Source organism: Sulfidibacter corallicola, from assembly GCF_017498545.1.
Taxonomy (GTDB): domain Bacteria; phylum Acidobacteriota; class Holophagae; order Acanthopleuribacterales; family Acanthopleuribacteraceae; genus Sulfidibacter; species Sulfidibacter corallicola.
In genome coordinates, this window is record NZ_CP071793.1 from 153823 (window position 1) to 173155 (window position 19333).

The 19333-nt window shown below is 53.5% G+C and carries 15 protein-coding genes; 5 read left to right on the forward strand and 10 right to left on the reverse strand.

Annotated elements, in window-relative coordinates; all coding sequences use genetic code 11:
- Positions 1–316 precede the first annotated feature (316 nt).
- The 3 genes from J3U87_RS00395 to J3U87_RS00400 all read right to left on the reverse strand — a co-directional run bounded on the left by J3U87_RS00395 (position 317) and on the right by J3U87_RS00400 (position 2974).
- Entirely contained in the window at positions 317–832 is a 516-nt protein-coding gene (locus J3U87_RS00395; RefSeq protein WP_237381042.1) for a hypothetical protein, read from the reverse strand.
- Positions 833–889: 57 nt separating this feature from the next.
- Positions 890–1843, reverse strand: coding sequence for a PP2C family protein-serine/threonine phosphatase (locus J3U87_RS35155; RefSeq protein WP_420038247.1), 954 nt, complete (start codon positions 1841–1843; stop codon positions 890–892).
- A 915-nt stretch (positions 1844–2758) separates the two neighbouring features.
- Positions 2759–2974: a hypothetical protein gene (locus J3U87_RS00400; protein ID WP_237381043.1), complete on the reverse strand. Its 216-nt coding sequence runs from the start codon at positions 2972–2974 to the stop codon at positions 2759–2761.
- A 570-nt stretch (positions 2975–3544) separates the two neighbouring features.
- Here J3U87_RS00400 and J3U87_RS00405 point away from each other — a divergent pair.
- The 3 genes from J3U87_RS00405 to J3U87_RS00415 are packed head-to-tail and all read left to right on the forward strand — an operon-like array spanning position 3545 to position 5568.
- Positions 3545–3868 (forward strand): hypothetical protein, encoded by a 324-nt coding sequence (locus tag J3U87_RS00405; RefSeq protein ID WP_237381044.1) that lies wholly within the window; start codon positions 3545–3547, stop codon positions 3866–3868.
- Complete coding sequence (locus tag J3U87_RS00410) at positions 3814–5310, forward strand: tetratricopeptide repeat protein (RefSeq protein ID WP_237381045.1); 1497 nt, start codon at positions 3814–3816, stop codon at positions 5308–5310. The genes J3U87_RS00405 and J3U87_RS00410 overlap by 55 nt, the downstream gene beginning before the upstream one ends.
- 36 nt (positions 5311–5346) lie before the next feature.
- Positions 5347–5568 (forward strand): hypothetical protein, encoded by a 222-nt coding sequence (locus tag J3U87_RS00415; RefSeq protein ID WP_237381046.1) that lies wholly within the window; start codon positions 5347–5349, stop codon positions 5566–5568.
- A gap of 950 nt (positions 5569–6518) precedes the next feature.
- Here J3U87_RS00415 and J3U87_RS00420 read toward each other — a convergent pair.
- Positions 6519–6704: a hypothetical protein gene (locus J3U87_RS00420; RefSeq protein WP_237381047.1), complete on the reverse strand. Its 186-nt coding sequence runs from the start codon at positions 6702–6704 to the stop codon at positions 6519–6521.
- Between the two features lie 408 nt (positions 6705–7112).
- Here J3U87_RS00420 and J3U87_RS00425 point away from each other — a divergent pair, with 408 nt between their 5' ends.
- Positions 7113–10796 carry an SNF2-related protein gene (locus J3U87_RS00425; RefSeq protein WP_237381048.1) on the forward strand — a complete coding sequence of 1228 codons (3684 nt, stop codon included), beginning with the start codon at positions 7113–7115 and terminating at the stop codon, positions 10794–10796.
- Positions 10797–11176: 380 nt separating this feature from the next.
- Here the strand turns inward: J3U87_RS00425 and J3U87_RS00430 are convergent, their stop codons facing one another.
- The gene (locus tag J3U87_RS00430; RefSeq protein WP_237381049.1) at positions 11177–12412 is read right to left on the reverse strand and encodes a KAP family P-loop NTPase fold protein; all 1236 of its coding nucleotides are present in this window, start codon (positions 12410–12412) and stop codon (positions 11177–11179) included.
- 281 nt (positions 12413–12693) lie between these two features.
- Here J3U87_RS00430 and J3U87_RS00435 point away from each other — a divergent pair, with 281 nt between their 5' ends.
- Positions 12694–15345, forward strand: coding sequence for an SUMF1/EgtB/PvdO family nonheme iron enzyme (locus J3U87_RS00435; RefSeq protein ID WP_237381050.1), 2652 nt, complete (start codon positions 12694–12696; stop codon positions 15343–15345).
- A gap of 175 nt (positions 15346–15520) precedes the next feature.
- Here the strand turns inward: J3U87_RS00435 and J3U87_RS00440 are convergent, their stop codons facing one another.
- The 5 genes from J3U87_RS00440 to J3U87_RS00455 form a co-directional block, all read right to left on the reverse strand.
- Positions 15521–16483, reverse strand: coding sequence for an RNA-directed DNA polymerase (locus J3U87_RS00440; RefSeq protein WP_237381051.1), 963 nt, complete (start codon positions 16481–16483; stop codon positions 15521–15523).
- Between the two features lie 147 nt (positions 16484–16630).
- Positions 16631–16888: an SUMF1/EgtB/PvdO family nonheme iron enzyme gene (locus J3U87_RS35160; protein ID WP_420038248.1), complete on the reverse strand. Its 258-nt coding sequence runs from the start codon at positions 16886–16888 to the stop codon at positions 16631–16633.
- Positions 16857–17123 (reverse strand): four helix bundle protein, encoded by a 267-nt coding sequence (locus J3U87_RS00445; RefSeq protein WP_237381052.1) that lies wholly within the window; start codon positions 17121–17123, stop codon positions 16857–16859. Before J3U87_RS00445 ends, J3U87_RS35160 begins: the two co-directional genes overlap by 32 nt.
- A 291-nt stretch (positions 17124–17414) precedes the next feature.
- Positions 17415–18534, reverse strand: a protein-coding gene (locus tag J3U87_RS00450) for an IS3 family transposase (protein WP_420038218.1) whose coding sequence is annotated in 2 segments (ribosomal slippage) — positions 17415–18246 and positions 18245–18534 — 1122 coding nt in all. Because the reading frame shifts where the segments join, the coding sequence is not laid out codon by codon here.
- A gap of 254 nt (positions 18535–18788) precedes the next feature.
- Positions 18789–19184, reverse strand: coding sequence for a helix-turn-helix domain-containing protein (locus tag J3U87_RS00455; protein WP_237381053.1), 396 nt, complete (start codon positions 19182–19184; stop codon positions 18789–18791).
- Between the last annotated feature and the right edge of the window lie 149 nt (positions 19185–19333).

The window sequence follows — 19333 nt, forward strand, 5'->3', positions numbered from 1 at the left end:
CCAAAAAACGACTGTCTAGATTTTCAGCAATGATTGGTTTTTCTAGGCTTTTTGACCTTGATGGTAGCTTGTTTAGCTACGTCAACTGTGTCTCATTTTAAACTTTTCAACCTGATTGCAAAAGTAAATTTTTGTGCATTTGGCTCTCATTGCGATGCACGGAGAACTTTGAACCTTCATCCCTATTTACTTTTCTTTTCACTGTTGAATGAACCGAGGTTTCCACGAAAGATTCTCTCACGCAGCCCAGACAGCCCTTGTCTATTTATTCAAATTTGAACTGGTTTTTTTAATCATGAATCAGGATTGGCCCAACTTATTTCCAATTGCGGCGCACCCATTCGGAGAAAACGGCCATGTCCACCAGGAAAGTGCCGGCATCGGGATCTCTGAAGACACCGATGGTCTCCCGGGCGTTTGGAGAGATGTTTGCCTGGTAACGCATTTGGTGCGCCGTGAAAGGAATCAGCCTGCAGACATCCGTCAGGCGAAACAGCCCGGTTTGGGCTAAAAGTTGATTGCCATTCCACCCGGTATCTACCGGCCTCCATTTGGGTACCAGGTGTTCCCGATAGTAGGGCGCGAATACAGTCATGCGGATGACCCACTTGGAGAACTGTTTGCGAACCCCCATGACCAACCAGGGATTATCTCCACGGGCTATGATTTGTTTGAGGTGGCTCCTGATCTTGACGATATCCAGTTTTAGGACACCCTGAATGTCCTTTGCGAAGAAAAGCCCAGGGTAGCCCAGAATTTGGTCCTGGTTCCAAGTCTTGCAGTCGGCCCGAGTTACGACACTCAATTCATCATCATCAAAAATGTCAGACACGATGGGACTCCTTTTTCGTTTGGATGGTGTTCCATGTCAGGGCTAGTGGTAACTTCATCAAGGTAACGGGCCCTGACGACGAGGCGCTTCTCCAGACGCCAAGAACACCACAATGAGAGCTATGTTGTCTCGTCCACCCTGGGAATTGGCTTCCTGAATCAACTGGTGGACCAGTTGATTCGGCGATACATTCGATTGGCCCATGAGAAGAGTGAGCGCTTCATTCGGAACCATGTGATGGAGCCCATCAGTGCATAGGAGGAGCCGATCTCCCTCTTGCAACACTTGAAGACTGTGGTCAATGGCCATGGACTTGCCGCCCAGGGACTGCAGTAACCGTGTGCGAGCAGGATGGTTCCTAGCTTCCTCCGATCGGACAAGGCCGGCATCGATTAGGAATTGGAGGTAGCTGTGGTCCCGAGTGCATTGCTTTAGTTGGCCGTCGCGAAATAGGTAAAGGCGAGAGTCACCCACATGTGCGATGTGGAGCCTCTGACCAGAGATGATTGCCGCCGTCAGGGTGGTCCCCATCCCAGCCCACTCCGGTTGGGCTACCATAGAGCGAATCAAGAATCGATGGGCAACCCACAGGGCATGACGGAGGATTTTGGGAGGTAGATCATCTTGGGGCTCTAATCGCATGCGGCCCCAGGAGGAGGGCCAGATCCAACGATTTTCGGACCATGCCTCGGCGATTACGCGATGACACTGTCGGATGGCTAGTGTACTTGCCACTTCACCCGATTGATGACCACCGAGTCCGTCGGCTACGGCAAAGGCGCCCATATCGGCGTCATACCAGAGCGCGTCCTGGTTGGTAGGGCGCACAAGACCTTTGTCTGTGCCACCGAATGCTTCACATATGGGCTTTGGTGAGTTCTCAAGATCAGCAAGGTGAGGAGGAGACTTGAAAGACAGGAATTGGCGAAGACGTCGGCAAAACGCTGGCATAAATACCTCGAATTGGGGGGAAATAACAGGAGGAATCATAGAGAAACCACGGGCAATCATGGCTTTTCCGGCAATCGGAAGTCCTTTGTCGTCCTCCGCACCTCCAAAGGAGGGATGAAGCACTTAGAGCAGGCTGGAGCCTTGAAATTTGAAAATTCTTTTGGTATCAGCCCTGTGAAACCGCAGCGCGAATCAAACCGAGGCTCCCCTCACATGACGCACTGGGACACATCCCAATCCAAGCGTTCGGCTGAAAGCATCAACGCTCAGAAAAGTGAGCCAGTAGAGACACCGATGGCATAGAAACCACGACAAAGACCGTGAAACGGGCAAAGAGCAGGGCAAAACGAACACAGTTGGGTCTTAGACGAGAGGTGTTCGATGGGAATGAAGAGGCCGGTCGCAACCATGGACGCTGGTGGAGTGAAAAATCGGCTCAGGGTGCCAATCCCCTCACGTGGAGCTTTTTGGATACCCATGGAAATCGGGACCACAACCCGCCTCAATCCCAGGAGAAGCCACAAAAAAGTGGCACAGAGACATCTCGAAACATATTGAGCAGGACAGATTGCCACCTTGGACTTGCCGATAGTGGTAGAGGTCTCCGAAGGTTAGGGCCGTATTTTTGACGCGTGATTTGGGGCAAGGACGCTTTGGCATGGAGGATTGTGCACGTTCAAAAATCCGGCGAGTTTTCGGGACCTGACTGAGTATGGGCACGAAAAAGTTGGCTTGGCCATGCGGGCCAGAGAAAGGGCGAAAACTGAAAAGACTCCCAAACGGATGACCATTTAACGAGGAAGAATGGCTGGGCCTGTCAATCATCGCTCTAAATATATAGGCCCGACTGTTGGGATTTTGCAACTAGAAATTAATTCTATGTTTTTTGGCATTTTCGATAGAATGGAAAATAGAACTAGATAAGCTCCATCGAAATTCGCCAGACCTGTAGAATCACTGAAGCAAGGCACAAATTTACAACAGCTTAGCGGAGTACAATTGATCTTCGGTGGCAGTAAGGATGTTTTCAAAAAAGGAGGGAAGAAATCTCAAAAAATCCATCGCAGCATTTTGAATGATGAAGGACAAAGCAAAAGCCGCAAGAGCAATGGCCTTGTGCAAGAGATTTAAGTGTCTTGGTTTCAAAAAGATGGATGGGGTACCAATGGCGCCCCCGGCAAAGAGGGACATTTCATTTGTACTCCTCTGAAAATCATCAAAATGTAAGTGGAATCGAGTCGTGCCGACAAGAAAAGCGGAATGTCTGCGAATAACAATTCATTTCTCCCCATGCTGACTTGTAGCTTGAATGGATTTTGAACACAGGAAGGTTGAATCTTAATTGAAATCGACCTTAAAAGATAAGTGTTTTTTTATCAGTGTTTTAGGGGATGCTTTGTTTCTTTCGGGTGAGAAAAATGGAATCCACCTCAGTCGACTAAACTGAGTCGCTGTCAAGTTCTTGCCATTGATTTTTGTCGACTTACCTCATGGAAGTCTGATCCGCGGTCAAAACTCCCTCCCTGCTAGAGGTTGACCTCAGAGCAGGGAGGAAATTAGAATAATGAGTTAAATTAGGGAGCGCTGTATTGCGTGAAAAAGGGCGTGCCGTCGGAAGAGCTGGCGCTTGGGCTTGAAAATGAGCCAGCTTACCAATCCAAATTCGAAACCGATCCCAGTTTGTCAGAAAAGCGTTTGAGGGGCGTGTCGGGGTTCAGGTGAAGAAGCATTGCGGCATCAGATGGGCAACTGGAGGAGTTAATGCCGCGGGACATTGCCCCGGGAAAGAGTTTTGCCAAGGAAAAGGGTGCCGGTAAAAAATGGAAAAATGAGAAGTACCTCTTACTTCTGCCTCCGATGGTCGCTCTAAAAACCGGCGATATTGCCAACATCTGGAAGCACCATCCCGACGTACCATTGGAACTCAAAGAGGCCATCAGAACCAAGCGCAAGAACATCTTGAATATCTTAGGCCGCTATATGGATGGCAGATTGGAGATGAGAAAAAAAGGCTTGGCGAGGGTGAATCCTTGTCTCTTGACGAGGCTCGGATCTACCAACCGATTGATCGGATCCCCTATCTGAAAACACCTAAAGACCAAAAGCTATATTTGGGTATTCAATACAAATGGGCTGCCCGTGCGAATATGGGAAAACCGCAGCCGGTCGAAGCCAGTGCGGTAGCGGGAATCCTTGGGGAAAAGGAGTACCGACGGTTCCATCTAGAGATCTGGCTTAAGGAGCTTCAGGAGCAACGCTCCAACTCCTTAGAGAAAAACCAGGTCATCGAAGATGCAACCGAATTTGGCTCGGCTTTGGGTGACGGCCCGATGGAACTCGATCGCTCCCCAGAACCAAGTGATTCAGTCCCGATAAAGGAATCTCTGCGCTTCAATCACACGTTGGAGGTTTCCGGCGGCTTTTCTTCATCAATGACGGAAAATGAGACTGAGGAAAACGGTTTATTTGACTCGATCGAAGAGGTACCAGATAGAGAAACCCCCTCATTCCGTGTCGGCAATTTTCACAGGTCCCATTCTCATACAGAGGTTGGAACACAACCTGAAAGCAAGGCTTGGAAGAATTTCATTCGTCGAAAATCAGGTATTCCTTCAATGGCAATCGCAAAGACCCGACTTTTCATATACGGAGTGATTTTTTCAATCTTGGCAGGGGCTGCATTTGCCGGGGCAACCGCTTTGTTTTCAACAAATCGGCCCATTGAAGCATTAGTAGAAAATTGGGAGAAGAAAGGTCCTGAAGGCATTAAAGATTTCATTTCAAAAAAAGAGAATGATCTCACTAAAGCAGCTGCCATTAGCTGGAATGCAGCCTATGACAGAGAGGTCCAAATCAAAAAGGTCAAAAGCCTAACTCAACCTCTCATAGAAAGCACGAGCAAAGGCTGGCGAGCGAAGGGGTTCTATACTTTAGGAGCCGCACATCTGTATCGTGGAAATCCTGGCCTGGCTTTGGATCAGTTTGATGAGGCAATTTTTCTTCTGGAGCGCCTGCCAGGGCAAAGGAGAGACCTAAAGCGAGCCTACCTTTATCGAGCGGAATGCTACATTTACCTAGAAGACACAGAAGAGGCATTGAGAGAGTTCTCTCTTGCTGAAAACGTCGGCGATAAAAAATACGACAATGTGAGCAAGTATTTGAAGGCTATCTGTGTTTTTAATAATGGCGATGTCAAAAGGGCTATTGATCTTGCGGATGAATCTCTTAAAACGTCCTTGCTTGATGGGAATGAGTACCATGCAGCATTTGCTAGTTCGTATCTGTGTTTATTTCATACCGCAAACAGAGAACTCGATAAAGCGTACAAATATTTAAAACTGAGCAAAGAAATATCCCAAGAATTTGATGACCCATTTTTAGATCAATTGAATATTTTCTTTGAGTATTTCTGGGCCGAGAGAATGGATCTACCACTAGAGTTTTTCGAGCGCCAGTTATTCAAAACGAAGTCGTCTGTTTCTCTTGAGAATCAGAAAGTATTCATCGAGGTAATGCAGAGGTATTGACCTTTAAACATACAAAAACGCCAAGGGAGGTATTACATGAGAATAGAAGGCAACTCTTTGAGCTTGTCACAATACATTCAGCAACCTGCATCAACCATCGAAAACAGGGATCCTGGGAGGATTCAAGATGGTGATTCCTTTTCCTTTTCTGAAGAGGCGTATCAAGCTCTAGAAAACCAGGGCAGCGCCTTTACAGTAACGGAAACTTTGGAAGCAGGAGGAGATCCACCAGGCGATCCTGTCAATGACAATCCCTAAGATCGTTTTTTCTCAAATCAATCCGTGCTTCCTTTGTGAAAAAACAAATTCCCGATAAAGAAATTGCTCTATTACAATCAAGAGGTATCTAGCTGATACTGTGCCTTTGTTTGTACAACTGAAGTCACTATTGTTGCATTTTGATAATGATGCTTTGTATGTTGTTGTTTTCAAAACGCATCAGCTTTATTACTGAATTTTATATTTTAAAGAATATATCCGATATCCTACTACCTTATCAAGGTTAAACTGCGTCCGGGCGCTTGAGCCCGAAAGAACTGTCGCCGCACGTAAAAACAATCGCAACCACCATATAGGCGCCTTGTGCCTTACTTGGGAAGAGTTGTTTTTTCAAACGCTTCCCGCTCAAGAACACTTTCACCTTTGTCTTTTTGCCTTCCCTAGTAAATGACAAGATATGCGCCCGTCGCGCGGGCCCCACCTGATTGGTCTCGATCCTGGGTGCGGAACCCGAAGTGGGGCAAGCCTCGCTTCGCTGTTCCGGCTTGCCCCACCTCGAAACCCGCCCCCGTGTTCCGCCCAAATCAGGGAGGCCCGCTCTCGGCAACCTCCCTCATCGGGAGGAACACATGACCGTTCAGTTCTATCCAACCAAGCCCTCCGTCGCCTATCACCTGGGTGACCTTTTTTCCAGGCAGTGCACCTCGTCCCTCGAATCGTTCGCTGATCTAGGCGCCGGTACCGGGAATCTCACCCGCGGCATACTCCACCAGTTCCCCAAAGCATGGGGTCAACCCACAGCCCACCTGGTCGAACCGGTTCGTCGCATCGACGGCAAAGGCCATTTCGAATTGCAATCCTTTGTGGATCAGTCGGGCGCCCGACTCTACCAAACCACGGCCGAAGAATTCGCAGTGACCTATGCTGAATCGGATATGGTCGATGCGGTGATCTGCAACCCACCCTTCGGTAAGCGGATCGGAACCACATCACTCGACGAGCTGGTCACCGACATCCACCTGCCGCAGCTCTCCTGTTTTGAAAGCTATTTCCTGTTCCTCGCCAGCCAGATCGCCAAAACCTGGATGATGTTCATTTTGCCCGACAGTTTCGCCAACCAAGAGGAGAATCGGATCATGCTCAGGCGGCTGGCGAATCTGGGTTGGGATCTGCAAGACCTTCGTCGCCTGCCGCTCGACGCCTGTGAAAACTCATTGGTTCATATGAGCCTTTGGCTTTTCAAACGAGTTGGGCCCAGAGAAACCGTCTTCGACTGGGTCGACCGAGCGATTGGCACCACCCAAGCTCACGGGGGACCGCCTCTCTACCGACAGGTCACCGAGGAAACCGTCACCAGCCGTCACGGTGCACTGCAAGGCTATCTATTGCCGGAAAAACCGAGCATTTCCTCCTGGCAGGCATTCAAGACCACCAACGTCTGGACACCCGATCTGACCATTCCGGTCATCAAATGGACGCCTGAGCCCCAGCCGATCGGGAATCTTTGGGAACGCCAAGGATGTATGTACGTCTTGACGGATTCAGGCTGGGCACCCGCCAACGAGGGCGGCTACGCCGAGGGGTTGCCCGTATCGAAACCCTTTCAGAAAGCCCGGCGTGCTCATGCTTTATTCCGCGCGGGCATGGCTTATACGGCCTACACCCTGCTGGAATGCCTCGACCTCGCCGCACTTCGGGAAGAATACGGTGCCTTCGGCTTTGGCAGCTTCCTGGCCGGCTTGGAAAAGGGTCCTGCGGTTCCAGATCCCATCGCTCGAGATTTGGCCAATCTGCAAATGGTCGACATTGCGGAAGATCTTTTGACCGGGTTTGAACAACCGGTGCAATTGGCTCGCATCGGCGACGCCTTGTTCGATCCCTCATGCTTGGATGTGCCGCAAATCGCGAGTTTGGCTGCCCGCTTTGGTGAAGACCAGTTACTCTCCCAGAATCGCAAAACCTTGGACGAGGCGTTGGAAAGCCATCAAATCCCCCTGAGCCAGTTGAAGCTTCGGGCGGCCTGGATTCCTAGATCAGTGATCGAAAAACTGTTCGGGCTCGCTACCTGCTGTGATGGGTACTATTACTCTCCCCGAAAAAAAGAACCGATATTGACGGCTTTGTACTCGGGTGTGGTGGCCTACCTGAACTACGGCCGTGGCGGCACCCGCATCAAGGAAGGGTATCAAGATATCTATGAATTGGCGTGCCAGGAGTTCGCAAGTTGGGCCAATGTTTGGGCCCGCCCGGAAGCAACACACCTTCGCCGTCAACTTCACCTCCACTACTTGGCGACGAAGACAGGAAGCACGAATGTGTTGGCCCGCCTTGGTTCCTCGCAACCGAGTGTCCCACCGCATTGGTACCAGAAGGAAGACGTCCCCTTCATGCTTTCGGGAGGACTGCTGGCTTGGGATGTAGGCCTCGGCAAGACCTTTGGTGCCATCCTTGCGGCCGTGTCCCACGGAAGTAAAGCGGTGATCGTGGTGCCCTTAGCGGTGCTCTCGAAATGGGCGAAGGAGGTTCGCTTATTCTTTCCCAATTTACCATTTCGTGTACTCGGTTTCCGTAAGAGCAAACGAGATTCGACGAAGTACGTACGCAACACCGACGATATGGAACAACAGGTGCGCGACTCGTTTTTCAACCCAACCATCCGAATCATCTTGACCACCTATGAGCGTTGGGCGGCGCTGACCTTGGACCCCCAAGAGCGGATCCGAGCCGACAAACAGGACGCCTTGGACTGCTACGGTACAAGCGACAAAGAAACGATGAAGAAACAGCGGGCGGCCTTCGTGCAACATGCAGCGGAACGGAACTACCACTTCGGTGGCCTGTTCAAATTCACGGATCTCCCCCTGAACAATCTGCTCTTGATCGTCGACGAGGCCCACAACTACAAAAGCCTGTATGCGATGCCGACCGGCGGCTGGGGCGAATCGCTGGTGATGGCGGGCGGCTGCGGCGAGTCGAAACGAGCCCGCGACCTGAAGATGAAGGCGGACTTGATCCGCGAGGCGGGCGGTAAGGTGCTGGGTTTGACTGCCACACCGGTGACAAACTCGGTGGCGGAAGCCTTCAACATGCTGCGTCTGTTCTACCCGGACGCCTTGGCCAAACGAGGCATTCGCTCGGTGCAGGCCTTCATCGACAGCTTCTGCACTATTGCGCCGATCTGCACGGTCAAGTTGAACGGCCAGGCGGTGACCGGAAACACGATCACGGGCTTCACAAATCTGAACGAACTGCAATCGATCTGGCAGGAGGCCATGATCGCGCGCACAGCCAATGACGCCAAGCTGAAACTTCCCGAAGTGGAAGAAACGGTGATTCGCATCGAGCCCAAAGGGGACCTGGCCCTGTATATCGACGACCAAAAGAGGCAGCTTGCCGAGAGCCTCAGTCAAAAACCAAGTGACTCCGATACAGAAGTGCCCCACCTGTTTACCGTCATGGCCCGGTTGAACGCGGTGGCGGAGTACCCTGGTCTCTGTGATGTGGGGAGCAATCCGAAAATGACACGCATGGTCGACCAACTGATGCAGTTGTACCGCGAAACGACAGGTGGCCAAATTGTGTTCTCGGACATGACAGAGGCGCAACAGGCCATCAAGCGAGAACTCGTCGAAGCGGGCATCCCGGAGGCCGAACTGGCGATCATCAACGGCAAGACCTGTAAAACGCTGGCGCAACGTCAGAAGATTCAGGACGATTTCAACAGTGGCCACATACGGGTTGTCATCGGCGGCGTGGTTGCGAGCGAAGGCCTGGACTTGCAGAAGAACGCCGTGGCGATCCACTTCAACACGATTTGCTGGAATGCGCAGGCCATGCACCAGCGAACGGGCCGGGCGGTCCGGCAGGGGAACCCCCACCCACGCGTGTACCTCTTCTACTATTTGTTGGACGGCACGCTGGACGTGTACCGGTTCGCGACCTATCAAAACAAAAGCCATTGGTGGGAGATGCTGCGGAAGGCGCAAACCGACAGCATTCAGGAGTCGGTGTTCAGTGAGGGGATTTCGGATGAGATGATCGCGTCGTTGGCACCCGATCCGATCGTGGCCCTGCTTGAATTGAAAAACCTTCGCCGAGAGAAAGAACTGGCCAAGCACATGAAGGACTTCACCAAGCTCCTGATTCAGATGTTGGAGTTTATGGGACCGATCCACAAAGGCGGCGGAGCGCCGGTGTTGAGCCAGTTAGAAGAACGGATTCGGACCTTGGAATGGATTCCAGAGCATATCGTCCAAGAAGGTCTGCGGAGGGTTTGGACCTACCACCAATTTGGCCGTGCCATTGTGCCTTCGAAAGTCGCCAACAAGGCCGAACGATGGAACAGGGCCATCTCCAATGCACTCAAGGACTATCAACGCACGTTGGACCTTTGGGGGGAATCGATTCTGGGAACCGTGTTCGGATTGACCGTTGAGGAAAACGAGGTCGTGTTCCGCTGGCAACCCGAATTCCTGATCCCCGAGGCCTTTCGGGATCGAATTCCAGAATGCCCGGAAACCTTCATCCTGCCACAGGAAACGAAGACATCTATCACGGATCGGTTCTTGGCGAAGGGTCGTCGCATGATCGTACTGGGTGAGCCGGTTCCCGCACCATCGGACATCAAACCAGAGACCGTTATCGATGTGTATGTCCATGCCGAAGGCGAAGAAAGCTCTGATCAGAGGACAGCGCAAACTGCGGTCGAACCATCGGGGAAGGGCACTCCAGAACACCAGGTGCCCACAGAAATGGAGAAGCGTTCCACGGCTGTGGCAATCCCAAAGGCATCGGATACCGAATTGAAGGTTTCGCAACTCGATCCCGAACCTGTGACAGCGTCAGCCGGATTCGAGCTGGCCAAGATGCCTACGGTTAAGGGCCACGAACCGGACACCCATGAATCTCTGGTTGCTTGTATCGTCTCCGAGAAACCCGAGACCCAGGCCATGGATCAAGCAGAAGCCGAGCCGCCCGTCACAGCGCCGAAGGCTGGACCCAAAGCCCCAGCGACGACAAAATCGAAGCGGCAGATCAAAACCAAGCGACCGAGAACCCGGAAACCCAAAGTCGCCAGCAAAAAGACCAGCGCACTGCGTACCTCGAAGGCTGGAAAAGCAGCCCAGCCGAAGCGCAAGACCAAGGTCCCCCAAGGGCAAATGCTCTTACCAGGCATGGAAGCCTACCTGACGAGTGTGGAACCCAAGATGGCCGAAGTCAAACCGATGCCCCACCAAATGGAACTCCCGCTGGCCAAGGCTGGGTAAGCGATGCTCCTATCCAGTCATCACGGCCCAAACACAGCGTTCGGGTTCCCCCCCCTGACCTGAACGCGTGTTTTTCTGTGCCGTCGACATGTCGGGCCCCTACTTGGCGATCCTATTCTCACCACGCTTCGAGCAGGGAGTAGTATCCGCAGTGTTGGCCCTTGAGCCCAAGCAGTGATCCCAGGAATGCCAGTCCCTAGCGTGGCAAAAGGGAAGTTACCTCATTCGTCACTTGCGCGATCTTTTCTATTGGTCTTTCTCTTAACGAAACGGCCAAGCGAAATAAGGAGCCTCCAACGACAGAAGCTCGATTTCTCCGCCACCTCGAGATCAGTGCGAGGGGCGCGTATTCCATGGGTCTCAATCCATCTGGAATAGTGCTACAACCACCGAAGGCGATCAATGGTCACGGTCCCCTGGGCGTTCTGGAAATGAACGTCATTTTGGTCGGTCCAACGCGAGCCCATGCAGGCTTTGATTCGTTTCTTTTCTGCATCATCCAGCTCATTAAAAAACCGACGAAACGTCACACCCGGCGATTGGCGCCGCAAGTGGGCACCAAGGCTCTGAACCAGGTCGAGATCCTTCTCCCGCAAAATCAACAATTCCAAGGCGATCACATGTTCAGCCGACGAAGCGTTTGATCCATGAAAGGAGGACCACAGGTAGTACCCATTCAGAATGTGGTGGATCTTGCGGATGCTGCGCACATTGTAGGCCTCCAAGCCCTTGCTGACCCGCTGCACCACATCGGCTTTTCCGCTCGGGGGCTCCTCGCTTGGCCAAAGCTCGTCGACTCGGGCGGCGAGCAGGGCATTGTGCTCGTCGCGGGAAAGGAGGGGAAGGTTCACCGTCGCGTGAAAAATCTTGCGAAAGTAATTGAACGCGTAGCTCTCGTCCATCCCTTCGTAGCGCTTGACGATGAACCGCTTGGCCACTTCGGTATCGATGCCCGCAATGAAGATCACCCGAGCCCTTGGGATGACGAACAGGTTCTTCAATGCCTCCAGCATTTCGAGGGCCATGTCTGGCAGGCAGCGGTCCAGATCGTCCAGGAAAACCACCAGCGGGTATTTCCCATGACTGGTTTTGTCCACGATGAGGCCGGTCAGTTTCTCAAAGTCTTCTTTCAACAAAGCCACCGGGTCTTCGTAGTCCCGTTGTCCCAAGGCCTTTTCAATTTCGCTGTAGATATCTGCCATGTTCTTGAAATTGATGGCATTGCGACTGACTACGCGGGCAAAGGCGTCGACACCGCTGGTGAAAAAGGACAGAGAAAACACCTTGAAGTCACTCCAGTCCAACGGCCATTTGGATTGGGTCTTTTGACAAAGAGAAGCGAGGAAGCACAAGACCACGTCCTCAGCCCGCTCGTACTCCCAGGGGTTGAACCATACCGTGGGGAACCCGTCTTTCGTCAATCGCGCCTGAAGTGCCATCATTAGTGAGGTCTTGCCGCTGCCCCAGGTACCGTTGATCGACAGGCAAAAGGGGGCTTCAATTTTGTGGCAAACCAGTCTGTGGAGCTGTTTCAGGAACGGGCTTTTTTCGAGCGAGGTCAGCTCCCCTTCGTCAATCAGCGGATCGAGTGGACGCAACGGCTTGTAGGTGGACATGCTTCCTCACTTTACCGGATCACCCTAACCCTGGCCCAGGTGGTGGTGCGTGGAAATTTGATAGTGTTGATAAGGGCAGCATACCATTAGAAAGAGGAAGGAAGGCACTTCTCTCAAAAATCATGTTTTGCTTAAATAGTGAATTGGCTCGAAAAAGCTGATTGTGCTGCCGGGTGATAGGCCGATACGGTTTTCAAGCTGACCCATAAATGAATACCTGTTCGCCAGACAAAAACTCAGGGGCATCATTCAATCCATCGTAACTAAAGATTGGAGGAACCGTGGCAAATGACGGCTGGAAAACTTGGTTTGGCTGGGGTCGGCGTGCCTTTGTCAAGCATCCAGCCTGGCAACGATACCGCGAAGGTTTGGAAGTCCAGTGTGCCCACATGCGGAATGCTGCCCTACCCCTGGATGGATCTGGGACCAGCGCCACCTTTGACGAATTGTATGTCCCAATGAACATGAAGGATGTGTCCAACGATCCCGGCGCTTCCCTCAGAGTTGTGCTTACCAAAGCTGACGTTGCCGCTCACATCGCATCCTCTGATCCCGAGCGGGTCGATCGGATTAAAACGGCATATGGCGACGCATTTGAGACTGTCATGCACCGGGATCTGGAAGAACAACTGGACACCAACCCCAACTTCCGCATCCCCGGACGTACCGACCAATTGTTCGAAAATCCAGTGGATGACCTTCTGAAAGAGCCGAAACCTTTGACCCTCATCGCCGGCGAGGCGGGCAGTGGCAAGTCCACCTTTATGCGGCACGCCGTCAGAACCACCCTGGAAACAGGCCGGGTGTATCCCATTTTTGCCGAATTAAAAGATGCGGCCGTGTGGTTGAAGAACCAAAAAAATCCCGACCTGCTGACCTGGGTGTCTGAGCAGGTTTTTGGCGGATCGATTGCGGTGCTCGAACTCGAACGACAGGCAAAGGACAAGTCGTTGTGGCTCTTTTTAGATGGGCTGGACGAAATCCTAGACGACCACCGCTGTTTTCGCGCGGCAGAGATGATCAGAATCTGGGCGGGCACTTCGCCCGGTTCCGGCTGCGCGACTTTTGTGACCATGCGGCCCCATTTGTGGATGAGGCAGCCGACGATGGCCATTTTCCAGGATGCCCGAAAAGTGCGGCTTTGCCCATTGGGCAATCAAGGGCAACAGGCCTATTTCGAGAGGTTGTTGCGGGCTCAAGGGAAACCCGAAGAGCAGGCGTCGCGCCTGTGGCGCGACATGAAAAGCTTATCGTTTCTAGACGCCGATTTTTGCGGGAACCCGCTGTTGCTCTCGATTTTGGCGTTGGTGGATGGTGGCAAACAACGTCTTCCCAACCGGATGGCGGAACTCTATCAGCGCGCCATCACGCAATTGTTGCAGCAGCGTTTTGGCGAAGACCGCCGGGCCGAGACCGGATTGACCAAGGAGGTCGCCCGCGGGTGTCTGCTAAGGGTGGCCCGGACCATGTTCGATCGCGGTGTCGCGGGCGGCATTTGCGAAACCATGTTATTGAACCATTGGGTGTCCGAAGAAACCTTCGATCGCTCTTCGGAACAGGATGAAGCCCGCAAGAGTTGGCGCCAACAGCTACGGGCCCTTGCCTGCTACTCGGGTTTGTTGATTTTGGAGGGTGACCCACTTCACTACCGCTTCGCCCACGGCCGGTTTCGCGAATTTTTGGCCGGCCAAAGCCTGGCCAGCGCCCCGATCAAGGCTTGGCATGGAAAATTGACCTTGGAGAGCCATGCACAGATCGTGGTTTTCACTATTGGGCACCTTTGGCTGACGGGCGACACCGACAAGGCCTACTACCTGATTCAAATGCTGAAGAGCACCGAACAGGGTCAGCCGTCCGGCCTGGACACGGCCATGCGCGGGCTTTGTGAGCGCGCGACGGAAACGACGGTTCGAGAGGGCGTGGACCGGGAAATTAAAGAGCAGGTAACGACTCTTTTGGGGGACGGCGAGGTTCCTCTGCCGATGCGGAAAAAGCTGGCGTTCAGTTTGGGCCGGTTGGGCGACCGACGGCTCGACCCCCAATCCGAGACGAGGTGGGTCACGATAAAAAAAGGATCGTTCACCATGGGTGACAACCAAGGTTTTGAGGATGAAAAACCCGAGCATTCGGTCGTGGTAGCGGAGGACTTTTGGATCGGGACCTATCCGGTCACCAATCAGGAATACAACCGTTTCATCCTAGATCAGGGATACCACAACTCGGATTGGTGGAACGATGGCTGGTGGTGGCGGGAAATGAGTGAGGCAGCTTTTCAAGCCTGGCTCGCAAAAGAGCGGGAAACCATCGCCGAGCTGTATGGTTTTGAACCCGATCCACAATATTTTCGACCGGATGAGAAGCCCCTCTACTGGGACCATCCTTACTTTAAAGGTCCCAACCAACCCGTGGTGGGCGTCAATTGGTTCGAGGCCACCGCCTATTGCAACTGGCTCACGGCCAGATTGGAAGAGGAGCCACCCTCCTGGTGGCAAACGGGCATGCAGGTGCGACTCCCCAGTGAGACACAATGGGAATACGTGGCCAAAGGGCAAGAGGGACGGCCCTATCCCTGGGGCAGCCCATCACCCAGTCCGGATCGCGCCAATTACGGTGTCGTGGAACGAGGCACCATGCCGGTAGGCATCTACCCCAAGGGAGCCACGCCGGAGGGCGTTTACGACATGGCGGGCAATGTCTGGGAATGGTGTGTCGACCATTATGTCAACGATATTTACAAAAAACGCAATGTGTTAACAACAGAAATGCCTGTAATTATTGAAGATAGCGCCGTGCGCGTGCTGCGCGGCGGCGCTTGGCTCGACGTCGCTCCCAGGCTGCGGTCGTCCTCCCGCGACAGGTACCATGCTGCCAGCCGCGACTTCAGCGTCGGCTTTCGGTGTGTGTTGTGGTTGCCGCCCGAGCCCGGTTCTTGATTTTTGGCTTTTGGTGTTTGTAGGGTGGGCTTCCCCATGCGGCCCGAGCCCAGCATGCGGGTGTCACGCCGCAACAGGCCGCATGCGCTTTTGACAAAATGACAAACCGATTGACACTGTTCGTGAGTGCCGTAGCTCTTTGTCACTTTGACCGAAACCGTTTTGTCAAATGCGATCAGAAAAGCCAAGCTCCGGCCGTGGATACCAGGGACCGATTTTGTTGCGCTTGGGACATGCTCCGTAGACGTCTCCCTCGCTTGCGGAATCGTCGCACTGCCTTTTTGCCCAAGTCGATCCCGGACGGATGGACTCGATAACCCAAGAACGTGTGGCGTTGATGGCTGGGCCGGACGTGGGCCCTCTCTTCATGGAATTGCAGGCCGCGTTCCCGCCACAGCCATTGCCGAAGCTCATTTCGCCAATCGGCCAACGTGCTGCGGGCTTCGGCGAACAGCACAAAATCATCCATGTAGCGCAGGTAACCCTGGCAGCCCAGATCTCGCTTGATGAAATGATCGAGGCCGTTCAAGTAGAAATTCCCCCACCATTGACTGGTGAGATTCCCAATTGGGAGTCCCCACGGCACTTCCTTCGACAAATGACTGCCTTCAAGACCAAAGAATTGCTGGACCCGAGGCTGTCGATAAAAAGCAGCGCCCGAAGCCAAGATTTCCCGTAGAAACGGCGCCCAGCGGTCGTCGCGAAGAAAGGGCAGCAGCAGATCCAACAAAATGGCGTGATCGATTCGGGCGTAGTACCCACGCAGGTCCAAATGAAGCAGCCATGGGTACCGGGTTTGAAATTCGCGGAAACGCAGCACGGCGCGGTGGCTGCCCCGACCCGGTAGGCAGGCATAGGTGTCGTCGATGAGTTTCCGGTTGAAAAAGGGGCCCAGTGCGCGGTAACACGCCATGTGGACCACGCGATCTCTCACCGAGGCCCTCGCAATCAGCCGTGGTTTGGGATCTTGGATGGTCATCAGCCGATAGGGGCCGTGTCGATAGTGGTCGTCTTGTAGCTGGTCGGCTAGTCGGACCAAGTAGCGGTCTTGTTCCAGTTCGAAGGCGGCCACATCCGGCCGACGACGTTTCCCCCGTCGAACATCGCGCCAGGCTTGATATAGGCAGGGAAACGCCATGGTTTCTTCAAATCGAACCGCCAGAGATTTCAAGGCGTCTGCCGGTGCTCTGGGGATCTGCTTTCAGGCTGATTGAAGGGAAAAAGCCCACTCGGACGGTGGGCCTGCGGGAACACAGGCTTACTGGAACGAGTGGGCAGGGTGGTTTCAGACACCTTGGCGGTGGTCTGGGATCCTGTCTGCACGGTTCTCCAGGTTCGGGCGGGAAGCGTGTTCGGGCGGCAACACCAACACACACCGGAAGCCGATGTTGTTGTTGCGGTTGGCTGCATGGTTCCTGTTGCGGTAGGACGACCGCAGCCTGGTTGCGTCGTTGTGCCAAGCGCCGCCGCGTAGCACGCGCACGGCGTTTTCGACAAAACCCCTGACCCCATCATACGGCCTGAAGCGATTTGAGCCAACCACCTAGTTGCCGACCCAGACTGTCACATTGACGGCACCCGTAAGCGTATTGGCGATCGTCGATCATCTGCTTTTCCAAGGCCAAGCGGAGGTAGAGCCGAACCAAAGCGAGGGCTCGGTCGGCCTCGACCACGTTTTCCTGTCGATCAAAGCCTTTCAAGGCGAGGGTGATGGCTTCCAATAGAGCTGCACTGCTTTGGCCAAGCTTTTGGGCGACCAATTCCCCATGGTATGTCATCCGCTGATCCAACCAAAGAAAAAGATCAAAGCTGATCCCGAACAAAGGCGCCTCGTTCAACGGTTGCGCCTCCGCTCCACGCGTTTGATCAGGGCTGAGAATTTGGGCAGTAATTCCGTCTCCAACTTGGTGGCCAGGGGCGATGGCTCAGGCTCCAAGTAGAGCAAGGCCGTCGCCTGGCAGATGTGACTGCGTGCCTGATTGAAGAACCGCGCCTTCTCACTGCGGTGAAAACTGTGGCAGCCTTCTGAGTATAGTGGACCCCGTTGTCTAGACCAAAAGGTGCCAAACTTAAGCTTCGGTGGCGTGGTACACCTCGGAGGGTTTCTGGTTGCCGAGCGATTGATGTGGCCGCTCGTTGTTGTAGTGTTCAAAGTACCTGTGAAGCCCATGGTACAGTTCCAGGCCGTTTTCGTAACTGTGCAGGTAGATGTGCTCGTATTTCACCGAACGCCACAATCGTTCCACAAACACGTTGTCCAGTGCGCGTCCCTTGCCGTCCATGCTGATCTGAACCTCTGCCTCCTGAAGGATTTCGGTGAATTTCGGGCTCGTGAATTGCGCGCCTTGATCGGTGTTGAATATCGAAGGTTTCTTGTTTTGCAGCGCGCGTCTCAGAACCTCGCGGCAAAAGGCTCCATCCAGCGTGTTGGAGATTTCCCAAGCCACCACGTACCGGCTGTACCAGTCGATAATCACCGTCAGGTACATGTAGCCTCGCCGCATCGGCACATAGGTGATGTCGGTGCTCCAAACGTGGTTGGGATGGGTGATGGTCAGGTCTCGCAGTAAGTAAGGATACACGCGATGGGCCGGGTTGGCCGCGCTGGTGCGAGGCTTGGGATATACGGCCTCCAGGGCCATCAACCGCATGAGCCGTTGAATCCGTTTCCGGTTGACCGCATACCCTCGATCTCGTAGGAAGGCGGCCATGCGTCGGCTGCCGAAGTAGGGGAAATCCAGGTAAATACGATCGATCTCCGACATCAAGGCCAGGTTTTCGGGCCTCTCGGGTCGCGGCTCGTAGTAGTACGAGGCTCGCGATAACCCAAGCAAGGCGCACTGCCGGCGAATGCTCAACCGGCGGTGATGGGGTTCGATGCACAGCCGTTTCTCCTCAATGCAGGGATTCAGATTTTTTTTTGAGCCAGTCGAGCTCCACCTGGAGACGACCGATTTGTTCGTAAAGCTTGCCGATTTCCGGTGATTCGCCGGCGGGTTTTCGAGGAACCTTCCCGCTCTCGAACACCTCCGGCAGGGACTCGATCACCTGCTTTTTCCAGCGGTTGATCAGGGTCGGGTGGATCCCGTACTGGGCTGACAGTTCCGAGACCGTTTTGATGCCGCGGATCGCTTCCAAAGCCACCCGGGACTTGAACTTGGGATCGTGATTGTTGCGCTTCCTAGCCAAAACTCGGTTTACCTCTCTCCGGCTCCGCAGTAGCTGTTGGCCGAGGGGGATATAAACGGACGAACGACCATGGTGTTAGGGTGGACCCCTGGCGCACCATGGACATCTTGATGGCGCAGCTTGCTGGGCCGTCAAGGTGTCCCCTGGGGTACGAGGGGTGGGCCCCAACACTATGGTGGAGCGCCCGCTTTATGCTCCCCCTTGGCTCTCTGCCCCGCTGTTTACCCGAGGTCCCACCTTAACGCTTTTGAAGCTTAGCTCCTGGTCTCGATTATGGGGTCCATTATAGAGATCGCGAGCATGCCGGCCTGCAAGGCCGCGGTAGCCGGATCGTTGGCGCCTCGGACTTTTGCCAGTTCCAAGTAAATTTCGCGCCCAATTTCAAAGACGCGGAGATTGCGAACCGAATAATTCTTATCGATGGCCTGGGCTGCATCCTCTCCGATGACCTCAGAGGTGAGCTTTTGGAAACTCTTTGCTTTTTGGCGGGCTGCCTTCGCTTGGCCACTGCTCAGCGGCAGTTCGTTTTTATCAATGTAGTGTCGACCTTTGATCTTCCGGGACGGAAGTTTGCCCGTTTGGATCAGATAGCGAAGCTGGCGCTCTGATTTCCCTAGGTACCTGGCTGCTTCTTGAAGCGTGAGTTGCATGGTGTTCCCCGGTAGGTTGAAGCTCCCAGCGTTGTCAGTCACTTGTTAACAAGCGACTGACAACGCTTCAGCTTTACAACATCATAAAACAGAGCGAGATGAAGAAGAACCAAACAATTTATTTGATTTCTTTGAGACAGCGCAAGGAC

What these genes read in the sequence shown, in the direction of transcription:
- J3U87_RS35155 (WP_420038247.1), bottom strand. Translation starts at nt 1,843, where the DNA reads ATGATTGCCCGTGGTTTCTCTATGATTCCTCCTGTTATTTCCCCCCAA.
- J3U87_RS00415 (WP_237381046.1), top strand. Translation starts at nt 5,347, where the DNA reads ATGAGAATAGAAGGCAACTCTTTGAGCTTGTCACAATACATTCAGCAA.
- J3U87_RS00400 (WP_237381043.1), bottom strand. Translation starts at nt 2,974, where the DNA reads ATGTCCCTCTTTGCCGGGGGCGCCATTGGTACCCCATCCATCTTTTTG.
- J3U87_RS00445 (WP_237381052.1), bottom strand. Translation starts at nt 17,123, where the DNA reads ATGACATACCATGGGGAATTGGTCGCCCAAAAGCTTGGCCAAAGCAGT.
- J3U87_RS00430 (WP_237381049.1), bottom strand. Translation starts at nt 12,412, where the DNA reads ATGTCCACCTACAAGCCGTTGCGTCCACTCGATCCGCTGATTGACGAA.
- J3U87_RS00440 (WP_237381051.1), bottom strand. Translation starts at nt 16,483, where the DNA reads ATGGCGTTTCCCTGCCTATATCAAGCCTGGCGCGATGTTCGACGGGGG.
- J3U87_RS00405 (WP_237381044.1), top strand. Translation starts at nt 3,545, where the DNA reads ATGCCGCGGGACATTGCCCCGGGAAAGAGTTTTGCCAAGGAAAAGGGT.
- J3U87_RS00455 (WP_237381053.1), bottom strand. Translation starts at nt 19,184, where the DNA reads ATGCAACTCACGCTTCAAGAAGCAGCCAGGTACCTAGGGAAATCAGAG.